The organism is Leifsonia shinshuensis, from assembly GCF_031456835.1.
Classification (GTDB): Bacteria; Actinomycetota; Actinomycetes; order Actinomycetales; family Microbacteriaceae; genus Leifsonia; species Leifsonia shinshuensis_C.
Map to the genome: position 1 here is coordinate 2,985,344 of NZ_JAVDVK010000001.1, position 18,450 is coordinate 3,003,793.

Below are 18,450 nucleotides of genomic sequence, written 5' to 3' on the forward strand. Positions count from 1 at the left end.
ACCACATGGCACGCCTGCAGCACTTCGGCTGGTTCTTCAGCCGCGGCTTCGGCCCCCAGGGCTGGGGCCACCCCTACTGGGAGTGGGGCTACGACTGGACGCGCCCCGACCTGTACCAGCAGTCGGCACGTGAGCTGGAGCAGGCCGGGCTCGATCTGGTCATCATCGAGGACGCGCTCTCGCTCGGCTTCCCGGAGACCATCGACCTGCGCGTCCGCGAGGCGTACGGCGGCCCGAAGCACGACCCGCTCATCCTCTCGCCGTACCTCCTCGACGCCACGCGCCACCTCGGCGTCGCGCCGACGATCAACGCGGGCGCGTACCCGCCGTACGTGGCCGCGCGGCAGTTCGCGTCCCTCCACCACCTGAGCGATCACCGCTTGGGCGTCAACGTCGTGACGGATGTGGGCAGCGCGCGCCACCTCGGCCTGCCCCCGCTGTCGCACGACGCCGCCTACGACCGCGCCGAGGAGTGGCTCACCGTCATCCGCCGGCTGTGGCACAGCTGGGACGACGGAGCCCTGGTGCACGATGCGGCGACGCGGCACTTCGCGGACGGCTCGAAGATCCGCGGGTTCGAGCACGAGGGGGAGTACTTCCGTCTCGCCGGACCGCTGAACGCCGTGCCCTTCTCGCAGGGCGACCCTGCGATCGTCTCCCCGGGCGGCTCACCGCGCGGCATCGCGTTCGCCGGAACGCACTCCGACGTGCAGCTCGCGCTCGCCCCGCTCGACGCGCAGAGCATCCGCGACTACCGCGCGAAGGTGCGCGAGGCCGCCGTGGCCGCCGGACGCGACCCCGACTCCATCAAGGTGCTGTTCGTGTTCAAGCCGGAGGTCGTCCCGAGCGACGAGGAGGCGCGACGCGTCGTCGAGGCGTCGAAGCATCCCACCGACGAGGAGCTGTACCGCGCCCTGGCAGGCCAGTCGAGCGACCTCGAGACCGACCTCACCGTGCTCTCGCTGGACGAGCCGTTCGACGTCTCGGTCTTCGGCGACCACGTCTCGCAGGGCAGCATCAAGGGACTGTTCGGCAAGCAGGGCATCCGCGAGGGCGTCACGCTGCGCGAGCTGATCGCGCCGAAGGTCGTCAAGGGACGCATCGCCGACCGTCAGGGATTCGTGGGGACGGCCGAGCAGATCGCCGACTTCATCGAGGAGATCGGCGAGGAGGCCGACAACGACGGCTTCATCTTCTCGGGCGACCTGCACCCGGTGACGCTCCACCGCTACCTGGACGAGCTCGTCCCGGTGCTGCGCCGCCGCGGCATCCTGCGCACCGAGTACGGCAACGGCGGGATCCGGGCGAACCTGCGCGACTTCTGAGGCGGGGGCCGGTCGGGGCTGGTCGGGGGTGGACACGCCCGGCCGGCTACCGTCGGAGAACGGGTCCCGAATCTCCGACGCAACGCTCTGCGGCGGGAGTTTCGCGCGGATTCCGGCCGGATCTCCGACGTACGGCCGCGGATCTCCGACGGAAGGCGGCGGCGCCGCGGCGCCGCGCGCTACGCGTCGCGGTCCTGGCGGGCGCGGAACGCGATCATGTTCATGCGGTTGCCGCAGCGCACGCTGCAGAAGCGCTTGGAGCCGTTGCGGGAGAGGTCGAGCAGCAGGCCCGCGCAGTCGTCGGCCGCGCAGACGCGCAGGCGGCCGGTCTCGCCGGAGCGGATGACGTCGACCAGGGCGAGGGCGATCTCGACCCGGATGCGCTCCGCGAGCGGCGCGTCCTGGGCCGTCGCGTGCAGGTGCCAGTCGAAGCCGTCGTGGCGCATCAGGTAGGGGAGGGCGTGCGCCTCGGCGAGCATGGCGTTCACCTCGAGGGCCGCCGCGTCGCGGTCCAGCGACCAGGTGCGTCGCAGACGTTCGCGCGTCTCGTGCACGTCGGCGAGCTCCGCCTCGTCGCCGTCGATTCGTCCGGAGTAGCGGCTCTCGGTGAGCAGCGTCACCAGGTCGGCGGGGGTCGCGAGCTCGTCGGCGCCGCTGCGGGAGGCGTCCGGGGCGGTGTTGCAGAGCAGCACGGCGAACTCGAGCGCATCCACAGTGTCAGGGGCAAAATGCAAGTTGACTCCTTACTCGCGACGGGACTAGCGTCAGGACCATCATCCCTTACGATCCTGACAGGTGAGTCTCATGCAGCACGGGCGCTCCACATCCTTCGGCCTCCTCGTCTCGGTGATCTCGGCCGCGACGTTCGGGATGTCGGGAGCGTTCATCAAACCGCTGCTGGAGAGCGGATGGTCGCCGGTCGCGGCGGTCACGATGCGCGCCCTGATCGGCGGCGTCGTGCTGCTCCCGTTCGCGCTCGTCGCCGTCCGCGGGCGCTGGGCGGCGGTCTGGCGCGGGCGCTGGCGGCTGCTCGGGATGGCGCTGGTGGGCGTCGCCGGGACGCAGGTGCTCTACTTCGCGGCGATCCAGCGCATCCCCGTCAGCACCGGGATCCTGGTCGAGTACCTGGCGCCCGTGCTCCTGGTCGCGGTGGTCTGGGCGCGCACGAGGAAGGCGCCGCGGCTGGTGGTGCTGGCCGGTTCGGTGGTGGCCGTCGCCGGTCTCGTGCTCGTCGTGTCGCCCGGAGGTGCGGGCGCGATCGACCCGCTCGGCCTGCTGCTGGCGGTCGCCGCGATGGTCGGCTGTGCGGCGTTCTACGTGATCGCGGCGCGCCCGAGCGACGGGCTGCCGCCGGTCGCGCTGGCCTCCGGCGGCCTGCTGCTCGGGGCGGCGGCGCTCGCCGCGGTCGGCGCCACCGGGCTGCTGCCGGTGACGGTGAGCTTCGCCGATGTGCCGCTGTTCGGGAACCCGACCGCCTGGTGGGTGCCGCTGCTGGTCGTCGGCGTGGTCGCGACCGCCATCGCGTACGCGGCCAGCATCACGGCGACGGAGATCCTCGGGTCGCGTCTCGCGTCCTTCACCGGGCTCCTCGAGGTCGTCGCCGCCACCCTCTACGCCTGGCTGCTGCTCGGCGAGCGGCTCAGCCTGACCCAGCTGTTCGGCGGGCTGCTCATCCTCGGGGGGATCGCGCTCGTCCGGGCCGACCGCGGCGACGAGGCCGCGCCGCGCCGGGTGAGCCGCCGGACGCGCGGCCGGGTGCCGACCTCTGCCGCCCCTTCGCAGGAGCCGACCGCTCCGCTAGGCTGACAGGCTCGGCGCCGCCCGGGCGGAGGGACGGGACGGTCATGTCCGAATTCACCGAGGCGAACCGCGCCAACTGGGACGAGCGCGCGGTGCTGCACGCCGACCGGGGGCCGCACGGCTACCGGGTGTCGCAGTACATCGAGGACCGCGAGGCGATCTCCGGGGTGGTGCGGTTCGACCTCCCGCGTCTCGGTCCGGTCGCGGGGCTGCGGACGGCCCATCTGCAGTGCCATATCGGCACGGACACGCTCTCGCTCGCCCGGCTCGGCGCACGCGTCACCGGGCTCGACTTCTCGGCGAACGCCATCGATGAGGCGCGGCGGCTGGTCACCGACACGGGAGACGACGTCGACTTCGTCGTCGCGGACGTGTACGACGCGGCGTCGGTGCTGGAGCCTGGGACCTTCGACCTCGTCTACACCGGCGTCGGCGCGCTGTGCTGGCTGCCGAGCGTGGACCGCTGGGCGCGCGTGGTGGCCGACCTGCTCGCGCCAGGCGGGTCCCTCTTCATCCGCGAGGGGCATCCCATCCTCTGGTCGATGGATGAGCGGCTCGACGACGATCTCCACCTCCGGTTCCCGTACTTCGAACGGGAGCAGCCGCTCGAGTGGGACGACGACTCCACCTACGTGGAGACCACGCGCCCTCTCACGGCGACGCGGACGTACGAGTGGAACCACGGGCTCGGCGAGATCGTCACGGCGCTGATCGCCGCCGGGCTGCGCATCGACCTGCTGGAGGAGCACGACAGCGTCCCGTGGGAGGCGCTCCCCGGGCAGATGGTGCAGCGCGAGGACGGCGAGTTCGCGCTCGCCGCGCTCAGCGGCGTGGCACCGCTCAGCTACACCGTGCGCGCGAGCCGGCCGGCCTGAGACCAGGGCTGCCTGAGACCAGGGCAGCCCGGGGCCAGGGCAGCCGGGGGCGAGGGCAGACCGTCCCGACCCCTTGCCCCGCCCGGTCACGGCGGGGATGGTGGCGGTATGGATGCAGGCATCAGCGACGAGAGTCAGCGGCGGCGCGACGACGGCTCGACGATGGACGAGCGACTGACCGGCGTGCGCGACCCCCGCGACCCGGACGGGCTGCTGACGGTGGAGGAGGACGCCCATCGGCCGGACCCCACCCGCTACGGCGCCCCGGAGACCGACACGCTGGAGCGGGAGCGGGCGTACTTCGCGCGGCTCGGCGAGGACGGCACCGCGGCCGACCTGCCGGAGGTGCCCCCGCCGCACGGCGTGACCGGCCTCGGCTGACCCCCGGCGGCGCGTCCGAGGCCGGCGAGGGAGAATGGCGGGATGGCCCTCCCCGCGACCGAACGCATCATCCCCGTGACGGTGAACCGGATCGAGCTGGAGGTGGCGGTCGCCTTCGGGACGCTGCGCCGCGCCTTCGAGGCGGAGGTGCCGCCGCTCGACACGGCTCGGGTGCGCGAGCTCGTCTCCGAGGGCGCCGAGTGGCGCCGGCTGACGTCCGAGACCGCCGGGCCGGGCATCCACCGGTTCGTCCGGTTCTGGACCGAGCACCCGACGCCGGTGATGCGCGTGGGCGGGGCCGACATCCCGAGCGCCGTCTACCTGATCGGGGACTACGCGACCGCCGCCCGGATGTTCCGGCACGACCCGGCGACGCTGCTGTACACGCCGCTGCGCGTCGAGCTGCACGCCTCGCGCAGCGGGGGCACCGTGCTCAGCGTCGACCAGCCGAGCAGTGCGCTGGGCGGGTTCGGCAACAACAAGGTCGCGCAGGCGGGCTTCGAGCTCGACCGGATGCTGGGCGACCTGCTGGAGGAGCTGGGCCTCCCGCGGCCCAGCATCCTGCGCCGCTGACTCAGGCCCTCCCGCCGGGGTGGGGAGTGTCGGACCGGCGGCGTACTGTCTGCCGCATGACCGACACCAGCGACACCACCAACGGACCCGACGAGGTGCTGGGGGCCCGTGACGACGACGCCAACCCGGCGAGCAAGGACCCGTCGGAGTGGGTCACCGGCGACGAGCCGATGACCGCCTCCCAGCGCAGCTACCTGGACACGCTCGCCCGCGAGGCCGGCGAGGAGATCCCCGCCGACCTGACCAAGGCCCAGGCGTCGACCGAGATCGACCGCCTGCAGCAGAAGACCGGGCGCGGCCAGAGCTAGCGGGCGAGCCCGGACCGACGGCCCGGCGTCCCGGGGATCAGCCCCGGGACGCCGGAACCGCGTCGCGGAGGAAATCCGCCACCCACCGGGCGCTGCGCTTGGGGGTGCGCTTCTGCGTCCGGTAGTCGACGTGCACCAGGCCGAAGCGGCGCGAGTAGCCCCACGCCCACTCCCAGTTGTCCATCAGCGACCAGATGAAGTAGCCGCGCAGCGGGAGTCCCTCGGCGACGGCATCCCGTGCCGCCTCGAAGTGGGCCTCGAGGTACTCGGTGCGTGCGCCGTCGTCGATCACGCCGTCCTCGTCCACCCGGTCGGGGTAGGCGGCGCCGTTCTCGGTGATGTAGAGCGGCAGCTCGGGGGCGAGCTCGTGCGCCTGCCGGAGCACGTCGACCATCCCGTCGGGGTGGATCTCCCAGCCCATCTCGGTGACCGGCGCTCCCGTGCGGACGAAGCGGACGTGCTCGCTGCCCGGGTAGGCGCTCGCCGGGGCGCCCGCGGCGGGGGTGGAGCCGGAGGCGACCGTGTGCCGGCTGTAGTAGTTGATGCCGAGGAAGTCGATCGGCGCCGAGATGCGGCGCAGGTCGTCGTCGGTGGCGTTCTCGGCGAACCAGGCCGTCTCGCCGAGGTCGTCGAGCACGTCGGCGGGGTAGGAGCCGCGCAGCACGGGGTCGAGGAACAGCCGGTTGCTGAGGCCGTCGATGCGGCGGGCGGCGTCCGCATCCCCGTCGGAGTCGCCTGCCGGCTGGACCGAGTAGAGGTTGAGCGTCGTGCCCACCCGCGCGGTCGAGCTGCTCGCGCGCAACGCCTCGAGCGCGTGCCCGTGACCGAGGAGGAGGTGGTGCGCCGCGTGCGACGCCGTCGAACCGAGGGTCCGGCCGGGGGCGTGGTGACCGCTCGCGTATCCGAGGAACGCCGAGCACCAGGGCTCGTTCAGCGTGATCCAGTCGGTGACCACGTCGCCGAGGCGGTCGGCCACCTGCGCGGCGTAGTCCGCGAAGCGCATCGCCGTGTCGCGCTGCAGCCAGCCGCCGCGGTCCTCCAGCGCCTGGGGCAGATCCCAGTGGTAGAGGGTCGCCCACGGCGTGATGCCCCGCTCGCGGAGCCCCTCGGCGAGGCGGCGGTAGAAGTCGATGCCCGCCTTCAGCGGCGCGCCGGTGCCGTCGGGCTGGATGCGCGGCCACGCGATCGAGAACCGGTACGCGTCGACGCCGAGGTCGGACATCAGCCGGACGTCCTCCGCCCAGCGGTGGTAGTGGTCGTCGGCGACGTCGCCGGTGCTGCCGTCGGCGATGGCGCCGGGGACGCGCGCGAACGTGTCCCAGATGCTCTCGCCGCGCCCGTCCTCGCGGGTGGCCCCCTCGATCTGATACGAGGCCGTCGCCGTCCCGACGACGAAGTCCTCGGGGAGGTCGCTTCTGCGCATGGTCACTGCTCCTTCGCGGGGGCGAGCCAGTCGCCGTCGCCGTTCTCGTACAGGGAGATGAGGATGTCGTCCCTCTTGATCCCGAGCGCCGCCAGCCGGTCCACGATGAGACCGGCGCCGCGCTGCTTCACCTCTGGAGAGTATCCGGTGTAGGCGAGGATGCTGATGAACACGATGTCCGAGCGGTCGGCATCCGGGAAGGTCCGGCTGTAGAAGAGGTCGCCCTCGTCGTGCAGCTGGAAGATCTGGAAGAGGTCGTCGGCGGGCATCCCCCAGCCGTCGGCGAGGGCGGAGTTGATCGCCTCGCTCATCTGCGGTCGCAGGTCGGCGAGCGGTCTGTGCATGTCGATTCGGACGAGTGGCATCGGTGCCTCGGCTTTCGGAGTGGGTGGATGCGGTCAGTGCGCGGGTCGCGCGTCGAGCCAGTTCTCGGGCGAGGGGAGGAGCGACTCGAGCTCATCCCAGAACTCCTGCGGGCGATCGAGCGCCGCGGCGTCGAGGGTCTGCGGGATGCGTTCGGGTCGGCTGATGCCGACGATGGTGCTGGCGAACCGCTCGTCGCGGGTGGAGAAGCGGATCGCCGCGGCCGCCAGGGTGGTGTCCCAGCGTCGGCAGACCTCCCGCATGCGGGCGATCGCGGACAGCGTCCCGGCACTGGCGGGCCGGTAGCCGTAGTCCGTCTTGCGGCCGCTCTCGTCGGCCAGGATGCCGCCGCCGAGCACCGCGGCGTTCACCACCCCGATCCCCAGTTCGGCAGCCCGGTCGAGCAGCGGCCCGGCGCTGCGGTCGACCAGCGTCCAGCGGTTGTGCACCAGCAGCACCTCGAACACGCCGAGGTCGAGGTAACGGCGCATCGCGTGCACGTCGCCTCCCGCCAGGCCGATGTGGCCGACCTCGCCGCGCTCCTTGGCTGCGACCAGCGCCTCCGCGGCGCCGCCCGGCCCGGTCATCGCGGCGAAGTCGTGGAACTCGGGATCGTGCAGGTGCACGAGCGGGAGCGGGCTGATCCCGAGCCTCTCGGCGCTCTCGGCGAGAGAGCGGCGGACGCGCTCCCCGCTGTAGTCGCCGTCGCGCTGGTCGGTCTTCGTGATCACGAGGACGTCATCGGGAAGCCCTCCGAAGGCCGCGATCGCCCGGCCGATCCGTTCCTCGCTGCGGCCCTCCGAGTACCCGTTGGAGGTGTCGATGGTGCGGATCCCGCTGCGCAGCACTTCCTGGACGAGGTCGATCGCGTCCGCCTCGGCGACCTCGTGGCCGAAGTTCTCGGGCATGCTGCCGAGCGGCGCGCCGCCGAGGGTGACGCGGCTCACGGCGAGCCCGGTCGCGCCGAGCGGCCGGAGGGCCGCGCCGCTCATGCGGACGCGACCGCGTAGAGCAGGCCGTCGGCGTCGGTGTGGATCCGCCGGCCGTCGGGGAGGGTGGCGACCTCGTCGCCAGGAGCCTCGTCGCCCGAGAACACGACGGCCGCGAAGCCGGGGGCGTCGAGCTGGGGTGCGCGCTGCGCCTTCTCGGCGCGCTCGTAGGTGAAGATCTCGAGCGAGCTGTCGCCGTCGCGCAGGAAGTTGATCTCGAACCCGCGGTCGTCACTGGGCTGGTGGATGCCCGACATGAGCAGGTAGCCGAGCCGGCCGTAGTGCGACGTGGTGGCGTCCAGATCGTCGACCGTCGCCGCCACGTGGTCGAAGCGCGGGCGCTCGGGGTCGCCGAGCGCCCAGTCCTGCTCCACGGCCTCGCGGTCGTAGACCTCGTGGTACTGCAGCGGGCCTTCGACGAGTTCGAGGAGGGTGCCGTCCGGGTCGAAGAAGAAGGTGATGCGCACATCCCCCTCGGCGTGGATCGGCTCGAGGTGGAACGGCACGCCCGCGTCGTGGAGCGCATCCACGCGGGCGTCGAGGTCGGAGACCTTGAACCCGACGTGACGGAAACCGCGCTGCAGGTCGTCGCCGACCCACGTGGACTCCGCGGGGGCGTCGACGCGGGTTAGCACCAGTCGGGCGGTCACCAGGTCGAGCTCAGCGCGATCGTCGGTCGCGTCGATCACGACGGCGTCGAGGTGACGCCGGTAGAAGTCGACGGCGCGTGCGACATCGGTGACGTTGATGAGGACGGATTCGATGGCCAACGGGAGGGTCCTTTCTGCGCTGAACGGTGCCCAGCTGTCGGGCGGAGGTCACGGTACCGGACTATCTCAACGTATGCAACTAAGCGCATTCGCCTGATTTGCCGGTACTTCACCGCCACAATACCGATGAACGGCCAGTTTGTGACAAAAAGGTTTTAACTATTGCGTTCGTCGGAAACCCGTGTGTAGGCTCACCCCGAACGTGCGCCGCTACGACTCCCTCCGGTGATCAGCCGGGCGGCCCGGGCGCTCGACCCGCACGACGATCAGCACAACGAGGTGGAGGAATCACAATGATGCGTACGCGGCTCATTTCCGCGGCAGCGGTGGCAGCGGCCGCCGCCCTGGCGATCACGGGCTGCACCGGCTCATCCGGTGACGAGGGCTCGGACGTCAAGCCGGCGAAGTCAGGATCGGTCACATGGTGGGGCTGGACGCCCGACACCCCGGTGGCCGAGAAGTACATCGCCGAGTTCAACAAGCAGTACCCCGACATCAAGGTCACGTACAAGAACTTCGAGAACGTCGACTACCGCAACACCATCACGCCGGCCCTCGACTCGGGCAAGGGGCCGGACGTCTTCGACCTCTCGCCGGCAGGCGGCTCGCCGGACACGTGGGGCCCGTACGCTCTCGACCTCACGTCGCTCGCCAAGGACACGCTCGGCTCCGGGTGGAAGGACCAGATCGGCGGCGACTACGTCAAGCAGCTGACCAGCTCCGACGGCCGGTTCGTCTCGCTCCCGCTCGGCGGCATGTCCGCGGGCTTCCTCTGGTACAACAAGGACATCCTCGACAAGGCCGGCGCCTCGGTCCCCACCGACTACGCGTCGTGGGTGGACACCTGCAAGAAGGTGACCGCCATCGGCAAGACCTGCTTCACGATGGGCGCGGGCGGCAAGGACACGTTCCCGACGGAGATGTACCACTCGATCGCGAACACGGTCGACCCCGGCTTCTTCATCAAGGCGGCCACCGGCAAGGCCAAGTGGAACGACGAGCAGGGCGTCAAGGTGCTCGAGATCATCAAGAAGATGAAGGACGACGGCATCATCGCGCCGAACGCCCTCGACGGCCCGCAGTACCCCCTCGCGAACAACGAGTTCATGAAGGGCGACGCCGCGATGGTCCAGATGGGCTTCTGGTACACCCAGTACTCCGGGGCCGACTCGTGCAAGACCGCCATGGAGGCGGCCGGCGTGAGCAACCCGACATGCTTCGTGCAGCTTCCCGCGCAGTTCCCGGACGTCGCAGGCGAAGGCCACAAGAGCACCTACTTCGGTGAGGCGGACTACGGCCTGGCGATCAACTCCGGCTCGAAGAACATCGGGCCGGCCAAGACTTTCGTCGCCTGGATGACGCTCAAGAAGGACGGACAGCAGAACGTCGCCAACGCGCTCGACCTGCTCCCCGCGCTGAAGGGCACGACGCCGGAGTGGTCCTCCATCAAGCTCGTCGACGATTCGGTCCAGCGTCCCGCGATCGAGACCCTGATCAAGGACAGCGCCGACACCACCGAGTCGCGCCAGTGGCAGACCACGGAGAAGTCGCTCGATGCGATCGTGGTCGCCATCCAGCAGGTGCTGGACCCCTCGGTGGACAAGTCGATCAAGAGCATCGCGGACGACCAGCAGGCGGCCTCCGTGGCGAGCAAGGTCGGCACCAAGTAAGCAGCACCACCCGCCATCGGCAGAACGGATCGACTCCATGACCGTCTCGGATCTCGAGATCGGATCCCGCCGACAGACACCCGCGGTGCAGAGAGGCGGGCGCCCCACACGGCGCGCCCGCCTCCTCCCCGGGGGCTTCCGCTGGATCCTCCCGGCGTTCGCCATCTCCGTCGGACTGATCTACTACAGCATCATCTACTCGGGCTACCTGTCCTTCTTCTCCTGGCCGGGCGGCCGGGCGCTCATGACGCCCGTCGGGCTGGGCAACTACCTCACCGCGCTGCAGGACCCGGTGCTCTGGACCTCCCTGCGCAACACCTTCGTGTACTTCGTCGTCGTATTCGTCGTGCAGGTCATCGGCGGCACCTTGTTCGCCGCTGCCATGCACTCGAAGGTGCGGTTCGCGAACGTCTACAAGGTGCTCGTCGTCATCCCCGTCGTCGTCGCGCCGGCCACGCTCGCCCCGGCGCAGATCGAGGTCTGGCAGAGCGACGGGACGGTCAACAGCATCCTCGGCTTCTTCGGGCTCTCGTCCTTGCAGCAGCCGTGGATCGGGCAGTCCACGACGTCACTCCTGGTCGTCACCCTCGTCGGCTGCTGGGGCGCGATCGGCTACGGCTTCATCCTGCTCTACGCGGGCATGTCGCAGATCGACCCGGAGCTCATCGAGGCCGGACGGCTGGACGGCGCGGGCAACCTGCGCGTGCTGTTCTCGATCGTCCTGCCGACCCTCCGGCCGATCATCGTCTCGCTGGCGATCCTCAACTTCATCACCGCCCTGAAGCTGTTCGACAACCCGTGGCTCATCACCCAGGGCGGGCCGGCCCACTCGTCCGAGTTCCTCGGAACGATGATCTACTCGGAGACCGCCAGCACCGACCGCGACCTCGGCTACGCCTCGGCGCTGTCGATCCTCGTGCTGCTGATCGCGGTGGCCGTGTCCATCTTCATGCAGCTGCGCGGGCGCGAGCGGCTGACCCGGGTGCGGCCCCGCCGCCGGAAGGAGACCGCCGATGTTTGAGACGCGTTCGCGGCGTTCGCGCATCATCCTCCAGCTGGTGCTGACGGTGGCCGTCGTGCCGTTCGTCATCCCGCTGTACACGATGCTGCAGACCAGCCTGGAAGGCGCCGGGTGGGGCAACTACCTCGCGGTGGTGCAGGTGCCCGGCTTCCCCAAGTTCTTCATCAACACGATCATCATCGCGGCGGCCTCGATCGTGATCGTCTACCTCGCCACGCTCGCCGCGGCGTTCGGCTTCTCCAAGCTGCGCGTGCGCGGCAAGGAGGTCTACTTCTGGCTGATGATGGCGGCCCTGACGCTGCCCGAGGTCGTGCTGATCGCTCCTCTCTATACGACGGCCGTGCGGCTCGGGCTCCTGGGCACGTACTGGTCGGTGATCCTCCCGATCGCCGCCCTGCAGATCCCGTTCACGGTGCTGATCGCCCGCGGCTACGTGGACGGCATCCCGGACGCGGTGTTCGAGGCCGCCCGGATCGACGGCGCGGGCACCTGGCGGGTGTTCTGGTCGATCCTGGTGCCGCTGTCGCGGCCGATCGCGGTCGCGCTCATGGTGCTCGTGCTGATCTACGCCTGGAACTCGTACCTCCTGCCGAAGGTGTTCCTCATCGACGACGGGATGGGCGTGGTCACGCAGCTGCCCGAGTTCTTCCGCCGGCAGTACAACGACGACACCCCGAAGATCCTCGCCGCGTCGGTGATCACCGCGATCCCGACGATCATCGCCTACATCGCGCTGCAGCGGCAGTTCGAGCGGGGCATGGCCGCGGGCGCGATCAAGTGACACGGGAAGTCGTGGCGGAGCGGCCGCATCCGGCAGACTTCGTATCCGAGGGTTCCGTTCCAGACGAGGGGGAGGCGGTGAACGCATGACGGATCAGGCGGCGTCGATCGGTCTGGTGATCCGGCACGGCCGCGACCGCGACCCGGTCGCCTCGGCGATCGTGCGCGCGATCGCCGGTCCGCTGCTCGCGGCCGGGATGCGGTTCATCACCCGCTCGGTGGACGACGAGGAGTCGGAACTGCGGACGTACCGCCTGTGGGCGCGCGTCGGCGGGATCGCCGGCGTGATCGTGCTCGGTGCGGATGAGGACGACGCGCGCATCCGGCTGCTCCGGCAGATCGACATGCCGTTCGTCGCGCTCGCGCCGGTCGCGCACGAGGTGGACTACCCGGCGGTCACGGTGGATGCGTCGGCCGCGTCGCGGGCGCTCGCCGCGTACCTCGACGGCCACCCGGCCCGGCGCTGGGTCTACATCACAAGCCAGTCGGAGCCGGACCCGCTGGTCAGCGAAGCCGGCGAGGCCGCAGACGGCGGCGAGCGGCGGATCGAGACGCTCCAGACCCCCGACGTCGTGGCCGAGGCCCTGCGGGTCGCCGGCGAGAGCTCGCCCGACGCCCCCAGCGTGCTCATCTTCGACAACGACCACGATGCCGTCGCCGCCCTCGACGCGCTCGAGGAGCACGGCATCCTGGTGCCCGAAGCGGTGTCGCTGATCTGCTGGAGCGACTCGCTGGTGTGCCAGAGCGCCAGCCGGCCGATCACCGCCATCGACCGACACGGCCGCGAGATCGGCGCACTGCTCGGCACGGCGGCGCTCGCCGCCATCCACGACGGAGACGTCGTCCCGGTCGCGGCGCCCCAGCCCGTCGTCGTCGTGCGGGAGACGACGTGAGCGCGGCACGGCGGCTCGGCCCGTCGTCCGCGAACACCCGCAGCGCCGTCCTCGACATGGTCCGCTCCGGCGGGACCGTCACGCGCACAGAGCTGGCGGAGCGCTCGGGGCTGACCGCCACCTCCATCACCCGCATCGTCAAGTCGCTCATCGAGGACGGCCTGGTCATCGAGACCGGCTTCAGCGAGTCCACGGGCGGCAAGCGCAGCAGCCTCCTGGAGCTCAACTCGACCGGCCGCTTCGCCGTCGGGCTGTCGCTCGACGCCGGACGCCTCACCTACGTCGTCACGGATCTCGCCGGCACGGTCATCGGCCGGCTCGTGTCGCCGGGCATCGAGCAGGCCGGTCCGAGCGAGGACGTCGTGCGCATCGCCCGCGAGCTGGGCCAGCTGCTGGTGCAGCTCGACATCGCCCTGGAGTCGGTCGTGGGCGTCGGTGTGGCCGGAGCCGGTCTCGACCTGGGCGCGGGTGCGGAGCGCCTCTCGATCACCTCCACCGAGTGGGAGTCGTTCGCGCTGAGCAAGGCGCTCGAGCCGCGCATCGGCCTCCCCGTCGTGCGTGACAACGACGCGGCCTGCGCCGCCCTCGGCCAGTACTGGGCCGGGCGGGTGCCCGCGACGCAGGACTTCGCGACGCTGTACCTCTCGAACGGCTTCGGCCTCGGTCTGATGGTCGGCGGAAGCGTCGCGCGCGGCGCCTCCTCGAACGTCGGCGAGATCGGGCACATGGTGATCGACATCGACGGTCCGCAGTGCTGGTGCGGGGCCCGGGGCTGCCTGGAGATGCTCGCCGCCCCCCGCGCGGTGGTCGCGCAGGCGCTCGAGGACGACGACCTCGCCGCGCAGCTCGGTCTGACGGGCGACCCGCAGCGCTTCCGCGCCGACTTCGAGGCGATCGCCCGCGCGGCCGCCCAGGGCGAGCCGCGGTGCTGCGAGCTGATCAAGCGGTCGGCGCGGTACGTGGCCGCCGCCGTGCTGTCCATCGTGAACGTGCTCGACCTCGACCGCGTGGTCCTGGCCGGCCCGGGCTTCGCCGACGCCGGCGCCCTGTACGTCCGCGAGATCCGTGACACCGTGTCGAGGTTCGCGCGCACCCGCACCATCCACCCCGTCGTCATCGAACTGGCCGACCCCGGGCTGGATGCCGCGGCGGGCGGAGCGGCGACGCTCGCCCTGCAGCACGCGCTGACGCCTCACGCGGCGCCCGGGCGGTAGCCGGTCGGGTCGCGGTCTCTCAGCCTCTGAGCCCTCTCAGGTGTTCGCCCCCGCCGCTCAGGCTGGGGCGCCCGGGGTTCGGGATGCTGGGGGGATGCGCAACACCGTCCCCGCCGTCACCGCGCTCTTCTGGGTGACGAAGCTGCTGACGACCGCGATGGGGGAGACCGCGTCCGACTTCCTGGTCAAGACCATCGATCCGGTCGTCGTGGTGGGCGGCGCCTTCGGCCTCTTCGCCGCGGCGCTCGGGCTGCAGTTCGCGGTGCGCCGGTACATCCCGTGGGTGTACTGGTCGGCGGTGCTGATGGTGGCCGTGTTCGGCACCATGGTCGCCGACGTGCTGCACGTCGAGCTCGGGGTGCCGTACCTGGTGTCCACCCTCGTGTTCGCGGTCGTCCTCACCGCTGTGTTCGCCCTCTGGTACCGGACGCAGCGGACGCTCTCGGTGCACCGCATCGACACCCCGGCGCGCCAGGGGTTCTACTGGTCCGCGGTCCTGGTGACGTTCGCCCTCGGAACGGCGGTCGGCGACCTGACGGCGACCACGCTCGGCCTCGGCTATTTCGCCTCGGCGCTGCTGTTCGGCATCCTCTTCGCCATTCCGGGCATCGCCTACCGGTGGTGGGGATTCGGTGCGACGGCCGCCTTCTGGACGGCGTATGTGCTTACCCGCCCGTTCGGCGCTTCGCTCTCCGACGGCCTCGCCGTGTCGCACGCGCGCGGCGGCATGGCGCTGGGCACCGGACCGGTCAGCCTGGTGCTGTTCGCGGCGATCGTGGTGTGCGTCGCGGTGCTGACCGTGCGCGGCCGTGCCGCGGCCGGCCCGGCCGTGGACGCGCCGGCGGCCGCGGGGCTGTAGCCGGTCAGACCTCCGTGTGGCCCAGCCGCGGCTCGGGGACGAACGCGGCGACCGACTCGGCGGCCGACTCGAGTTCCAGCACGATCAGCTCGTTGGCACCAGTGCGGAGCACCCCGCGCGGAACGTACAGGGTCTGCTGGGGGCCGCGCGTCCAGTAGCGGCCGAGATTGAAGCCGTTGATCCAGGCGACGCCCTTGCCCCATCCCGTCGTGTCGAGGAAGAGGGGACACGGCTCGTCCAGCTCGAAGCCGGCGCGGGCGAAGACCGGACCGGCCAGCCGCTCCGGCGCCCCGGCGGCACCGTCCAGGGCGTCGCGCACCGGCTCGATCGAGGACAGCTGGAGCGGAAGGACGCTCCACCGCCTCAGCTCCTCGCCGTTCAGGTGCACCGGGCCGATCAGGCCCTTCGGCTCGCCGATGCGGGGGCCGTAGTCGACGCGTCCCTGGTCCTCGACCAGCACCGTGAGCGTTCCCCGGCTGGGGGAGAGCGCGATGGCGCTGTCGTGGTGGTCGCGCGCAAGCACGCCCAGGCGGCTGGTTCCGACGGAGACGTAGGCGCGGTCCCGCACCTCGCCGAACTCCAGCACCGCGGGCTCCGCGGTGTCGATCTCGGTGCGGTAGAGGCCGAGGCCGCTGTAGTGGCCCAGCTCGTCGAAGGTCGGCAGCTCGTCGGTGTGCGACCACTCGCCGAGCCGGTCGGCGACCGCCCACAGCGGGACGGCGGCGTCGAACGGGACCGTGAACGACGGCGCCGCGGCGGCCACGACCGGTTCGAGTTCCGGCAGCTCCGCGTACTTGGCGATCACGTCGCGGAACGCCCAGAACTTCTCGGTCGGCTCGCCGGACTCGTCGAGCGGGGCGTCGTAGTCGTAGCTGGTGACGATCGGCTGGTAGACGCCCTTGTCGTTGGCTCCGTTGGTGAAGCCGAAGTTCGTGCCCCCGTGGAACATGTAGAGGTTGACCGAGGCGCCGAGCGCCAGCAGCTCGTCGAGGTCGGCCGCCGACTCGGCGACCGGCGTCGTGTGGTGGTGCGTGCCCCAGCTGTCGAACCAGCCGTCCCAGAACTCCGAGCACATCAGCGGCCCGGTCGGCTGGTGGCGGCGCAGGGTGGCCAGGCGCTCCCGTGAGCGCGAGCCGAAGGAGGCGGTCTTCAGCAGGCCCGGCAGCGACCCGTTCTCGAGCATGTCGTCCTGCGGCTGATCCACCGTGGTCAGCGGCACGGTGATCCCGGCGCCGCGGATCACCTCGACGAGCTGCCGCAGGTACTCCTTGTCGTCGCCGTACGCGCCGTACTCGTTCTCGACCTGCACCAGCAGCACCGGTCCGCCCTCGGTGACCTGGAGCGGGCGGACGATGTCCAGCACGTTGCGGAGGTAGCGCGACAGCGCCGCGACGAATCGCGGCTCGGAGCGCCGGATCCCCACCTCCGGATCGGTGAACAGCCACGCGGGGAGCCCGCCGTTGTCCCACTCCGCGCAGATGTAGGGGCCGGGGCGGACGATGGCGTGCATCCCCTCGTCGGCCACCGTCCGCAGGAACCGCTCCAGGTCGAGCCGACCGTCGGCGCGCCATCCGCCGGGGACCGGCTCGTGCGCGTTCCACGGCACGTACGTCTCGATCGTGTTGAGCCCCATCATGCGCGCCTTGCGGATGCGGTCGGCCCAGTCGTCCGGATGCACGCGGAAGTAGTGCAGTGCGCCGGAGAGGATGCGGTGCGGCTCGCCGTCGAGGACGAAGTCGTCACCCACGATCTCGAAGGTGGTCATGGTTCTCCTGGATGAGAGTCGGAGGTGGCCGGCCGCGACGCGCGCGGCCGGCCACCGGAACAACGGGCTACTTGCCGGTGACGGTGAAGCCCTGCTGGTTGCCGTAGTCGACCAGCGCCTTCTGCCAGGCCTGCAGGCCCGGGTTCAGGCTGGAGTTCGACGTGTACGACTGACCGACGGTGTCGCCGTAGATGCTGTTCGCGTACACCTGGAACGGCAGGTACTGCCACCCGGTCGAGACGTTCTTCGCGCCGTCCACGAGCACCTCGTTGATCTTCTGGCCGCCGAAGTAGTCGGGCGCGCTGGCGAGGAAGTCGGACGACTCCAGGTCCTTCGTGGTCGAGGGGAAACCGCCCGACTTCAGGAAGACCTTGATGCTCTCCGGGTCGTTGTTCAGCCACTTCAGGAAGCCGGCCGCGAGCGCCTGGTTCTTGCTCTGCTTGAGCACGACCTGGCCGCCTCCGCCGTTCTCGGCGTTCGCCGGGGTGCCGTCGTAGGTCGGGATGGGGGCGACGCGCCACTGGCCCGCGCCGTCCTTCACCGACGACTCGAGCACGCCGGGCATCCACGCGCCGGTGACCAGCGTGGCGATGGAGCCGTTGCCGAGCGCCTTGAACCAGTCGTCGCTCCAGCCGGGGACCGTCGACAGCAGCTTGCCCTCGACCAGCTTGTCCCAGGTCGCCGTCCACTTCTTGGTGCCCTCGTCCTGGAGGTCGATCGACACCTTGGTGCCGTCGACGCTGAACGGACGCCCGCCCGCCTGCCAGATCATGGAGGTGGTGAAACCGGAGTCACCGGAGTCGCTCGTGATGTAGGCGTTCGGGTCGGCGGCGTGCAGCTTCTGGGCGGCGGCCACGTACTCGTCCCACGTCTTCGGGACCTCGATGCCGTACTTGTCGAACAGCGTCTTGTTGTAGAACATCGCCATGGGGCCGGAGTCCTGGGGCAGGCCGACGAGCTTGCCGCCGACGTTGACCGAGCCCCACGGTCCGGGCGTGTAGTCGCTCTTCAGCGAGTCGAAGCCGTACTGCTTCAGGTCGACGAGGGAGTCGGACAGGGCGAACTGCGGGATGGCGTAGTACTCGACCTGCGCGACATCGGGGGCCCCCGATCCCGCCTTGATCGCGTTCTGAAGCTTGGTGTACTCGGTGGTGTTCGTGCCGGCGTTGACCAGCTTGACCTTCACCTTCGGGTACTTCTTCTCGAAGGCGGCGACCTGCGCCTCGGCGGACGGCGTCCACGACCAGTAGGTGATCGTGCCGCCCTGCTTGAGGGCGGAGTCGATGTCCGAGGCGCTCCCGCCGGAGGACGAGGCGCCGCCGGAGCAGGCGGCGAGCGAGATGCCGACGACGGTGCTGACGATCGCGGCCGCGACGGTCCTGCGCAGGGTGCGGGACCCGATGGTGCGCTTCATGGGCTTCCTTTCACTTCTTCGTGGAAT

Annotated in this window: 19 protein-coding genes; 12 read left to right on the forward strand and 7 right to left on the reverse strand. The window is 70.7% G+C overall.

The window, feature by feature from the left end:
- Window positions 1-5: 5 nt before the first annotated feature.
- A complete protein-coding gene (locus J2W45_RS14565; protein WP_310133192.1) occupies window positions 6-1,325 on the forward strand; it encodes an NtaA/DmoA family FMN-dependent monooxygenase in 1,320 nt (439 codons plus the stop codon).
- Between the two features lie 179 nt (window positions 1,326-1,504).
- On the opposite strand, the gene J2W45_RS14570 is transcribed toward J2W45_RS14565, so the two are convergent.
- The gene (locus J2W45_RS14570) at window positions 1,505-2,059 is read right to left on the reverse strand and encodes a CGNR zinc finger domain-containing protein (RefSeq protein WP_310133193.1); all 555 of its coding nucleotides are present in this window, start codon (window positions 2,057-2,059) and stop codon (window positions 1,505-1,507) included.
- 70 nt (window positions 2,060-2,129) lie between these two features.
- Here J2W45_RS14570 and J2W45_RS14575 point away from each other — a divergent pair, with 70 nt between their 5' ends.
- The 5 genes from J2W45_RS14575 (at window position 2,130) to J2W45_RS14595 (ending at window position 5,262) form a co-directional block, all read left to right on the forward strand.
- A complete protein-coding gene (locus tag J2W45_RS14575) occupies window positions 2,130-3,131 on the forward strand; it encodes an EamA family transporter (protein WP_310135055.1) in 1,002 nt (333 codons plus the stop codon).
- A 38-nt stretch (window positions 3,132-3,169) separates the two neighbouring features.
- A complete protein-coding gene (locus J2W45_RS14580) occupies window positions 3,170-4,000 on the forward strand; it encodes a class I SAM-dependent methyltransferase (RefSeq protein WP_310133194.1) in 831 nt (276 codons plus the stop codon).
- 108 nt (window positions 4,001-4,108) lie between these two features.
- Window positions 4,109-4,381: a hypothetical protein gene (locus tag J2W45_RS14585; protein ID WP_310133196.1), complete on the forward strand. Its 273-nt coding sequence runs from the start codon at window positions 4,109-4,111 to the stop codon at window positions 4,379-4,381.
- 42 nt (window positions 4,382-4,423) lie between these two features.
- Window positions 4,424-4,954, forward strand: coding sequence for a hypothetical protein (locus J2W45_RS14590; protein WP_310133197.1), 531 nt, complete (start codon window positions 4,424-4,426; stop codon window positions 4,952-4,954).
- 56 nt (window positions 4,955-5,010) lie between these two features.
- Window positions 5,011-5,262, forward strand: a complete 252-nt coding sequence (locus tag J2W45_RS14595; RefSeq protein ID WP_310133200.1) for a DUF3072 domain-containing protein — start codon at window positions 5,011-5,013, stop codon at window positions 5,260-5,262.
- A gap of 37 nt (window positions 5,263-5,299) precedes the next feature.
- Here the strand turns inward: J2W45_RS14595 and J2W45_RS14600 are convergent, their stop codons facing one another.
- The 4 genes from J2W45_RS14600 to J2W45_RS14615 are packed head-to-tail and all read right to left on the reverse strand — an operon-like array spanning window position 5,300 to window position 8,807.
- Entirely contained in the window at window positions 5,300-6,685 is a 1,386-nt protein-coding gene (locus J2W45_RS14600) for a GH1 family beta-glucosidase (RefSeq protein WP_310133201.1), read from the reverse strand.
- Between the two features lie 2 nt (window positions 6,686-6,687).
- Window positions 6,688-7,050, reverse strand: a complete 363-nt coding sequence (locus tag J2W45_RS14605; protein ID WP_310133204.1) for a tautomerase family protein — start codon at window positions 7,048-7,050, stop codon at window positions 6,688-6,690.
- A 33-nt stretch (window positions 7,051-7,083) separates the two neighbouring features.
- Entirely contained in the window at window positions 7,084-8,040 is a 957-nt protein-coding gene (locus J2W45_RS14610) for an aldo/keto reductase (RefSeq protein WP_310133206.1), read from the reverse strand.
- Complete coding sequence (locus J2W45_RS14615; RefSeq protein ID WP_310133209.1) at window positions 8,037-8,807, reverse strand: VOC family protein; 771 nt, start codon at window positions 8,805-8,807, stop codon at window positions 8,037-8,039. The genes J2W45_RS14610 and J2W45_RS14615 overlap by 4 nt, the downstream gene beginning before the upstream one ends.
- Window positions 8,808-9,100: 293 nt before the next feature.
- On the opposite strand from J2W45_RS14615, the gene J2W45_RS14620 reads away from it, so the two are divergent.
- The 6 genes from J2W45_RS14620 to J2W45_RS14645 all read left to right on the forward strand — a co-directional run bounded on the left by J2W45_RS14620 (window position 9,101) and on the right by J2W45_RS14645 (window position 15,244).
- Window positions 9,101-10,477 carry an ABC transporter substrate-binding protein gene (locus tag J2W45_RS14620; protein ID WP_310133211.1) on the forward strand — a complete coding sequence of 459 codons (1,377 nt, stop codon included), beginning with the start codon at window positions 9,101-9,103 and terminating at the stop codon, window positions 10,475-10,477.
- 37 nt (window positions 10,478-10,514) lie between these two features.
- Window positions 10,515-11,498: a carbohydrate ABC transporter permease gene (locus tag J2W45_RS14625; protein ID WP_310133214.1), complete on the forward strand. Its 984-nt coding sequence runs from the start codon at window positions 10,515-10,517 to the stop codon at window positions 11,496-11,498.
- Complete coding sequence (locus J2W45_RS14630) at window positions 11,491-12,279, forward strand: carbohydrate ABC transporter permease (protein WP_310133217.1); 789 nt, start codon at window positions 11,491-11,493, stop codon at window positions 12,277-12,279. The genes J2W45_RS14625 and J2W45_RS14630 overlap by 8 nt, the downstream gene beginning before the upstream one ends.
- An 85-nt stretch (window positions 12,280-12,364) precedes the next feature.
- Window positions 12,365-13,171: a substrate-binding domain-containing protein gene (locus tag J2W45_RS14635; protein ID WP_310133218.1), complete on the forward strand. Its 807-nt coding sequence runs from the start codon at window positions 12,365-12,367 to the stop codon at window positions 13,169-13,171.
- Window positions 13,168-14,385 (forward strand): ROK family transcriptional regulator, encoded by a 1,218-nt coding sequence (locus J2W45_RS14640; RefSeq protein WP_310133220.1) that lies wholly within the window; start codon window positions 13,168-13,170, stop codon window positions 14,383-14,385. Before J2W45_RS14635 ends, J2W45_RS14640 begins: the two co-directional genes overlap by 4 nt.
- Window positions 14,386-14,479: 94 nt before the next feature.
- On the forward strand, window positions 14,480-15,244 hold the full coding sequence (locus J2W45_RS14645) for a COG4705 family protein (protein WP_310133221.1): 765 nt from the start codon (window positions 14,480-14,482) through the stop codon (window positions 15,242-15,244).
- A gap of 4 nt (window positions 15,245-15,248) precedes the next feature.
- Here J2W45_RS14645 and J2W45_RS14650 read toward each other — a convergent pair whose 3' ends face one another.
- Together J2W45_RS14650 and J2W45_RS14655 are read right to left on the reverse strand one after the other, a co-directional pair.
- Window positions 15,249-17,009 carry a glycoside hydrolase family 35 protein gene (locus J2W45_RS14650; RefSeq protein WP_310133223.1) on the reverse strand — a complete coding sequence of 587 codons (1,761 nt, stop codon included), beginning with the start codon at window positions 17,007-17,009 and terminating at the stop codon, window positions 15,249-15,251.
- Between the two features lie 67 nt (window positions 17,010-17,076).
- A complete protein-coding gene (locus tag J2W45_RS14655) occupies window positions 17,077-18,423 on the reverse strand; it encodes an ABC transporter substrate-binding protein (protein WP_310133224.1) in 1,347 nt (448 codons plus the stop codon).
- Window positions 18,424-18,450 lie beyond the last annotated feature (27 nt).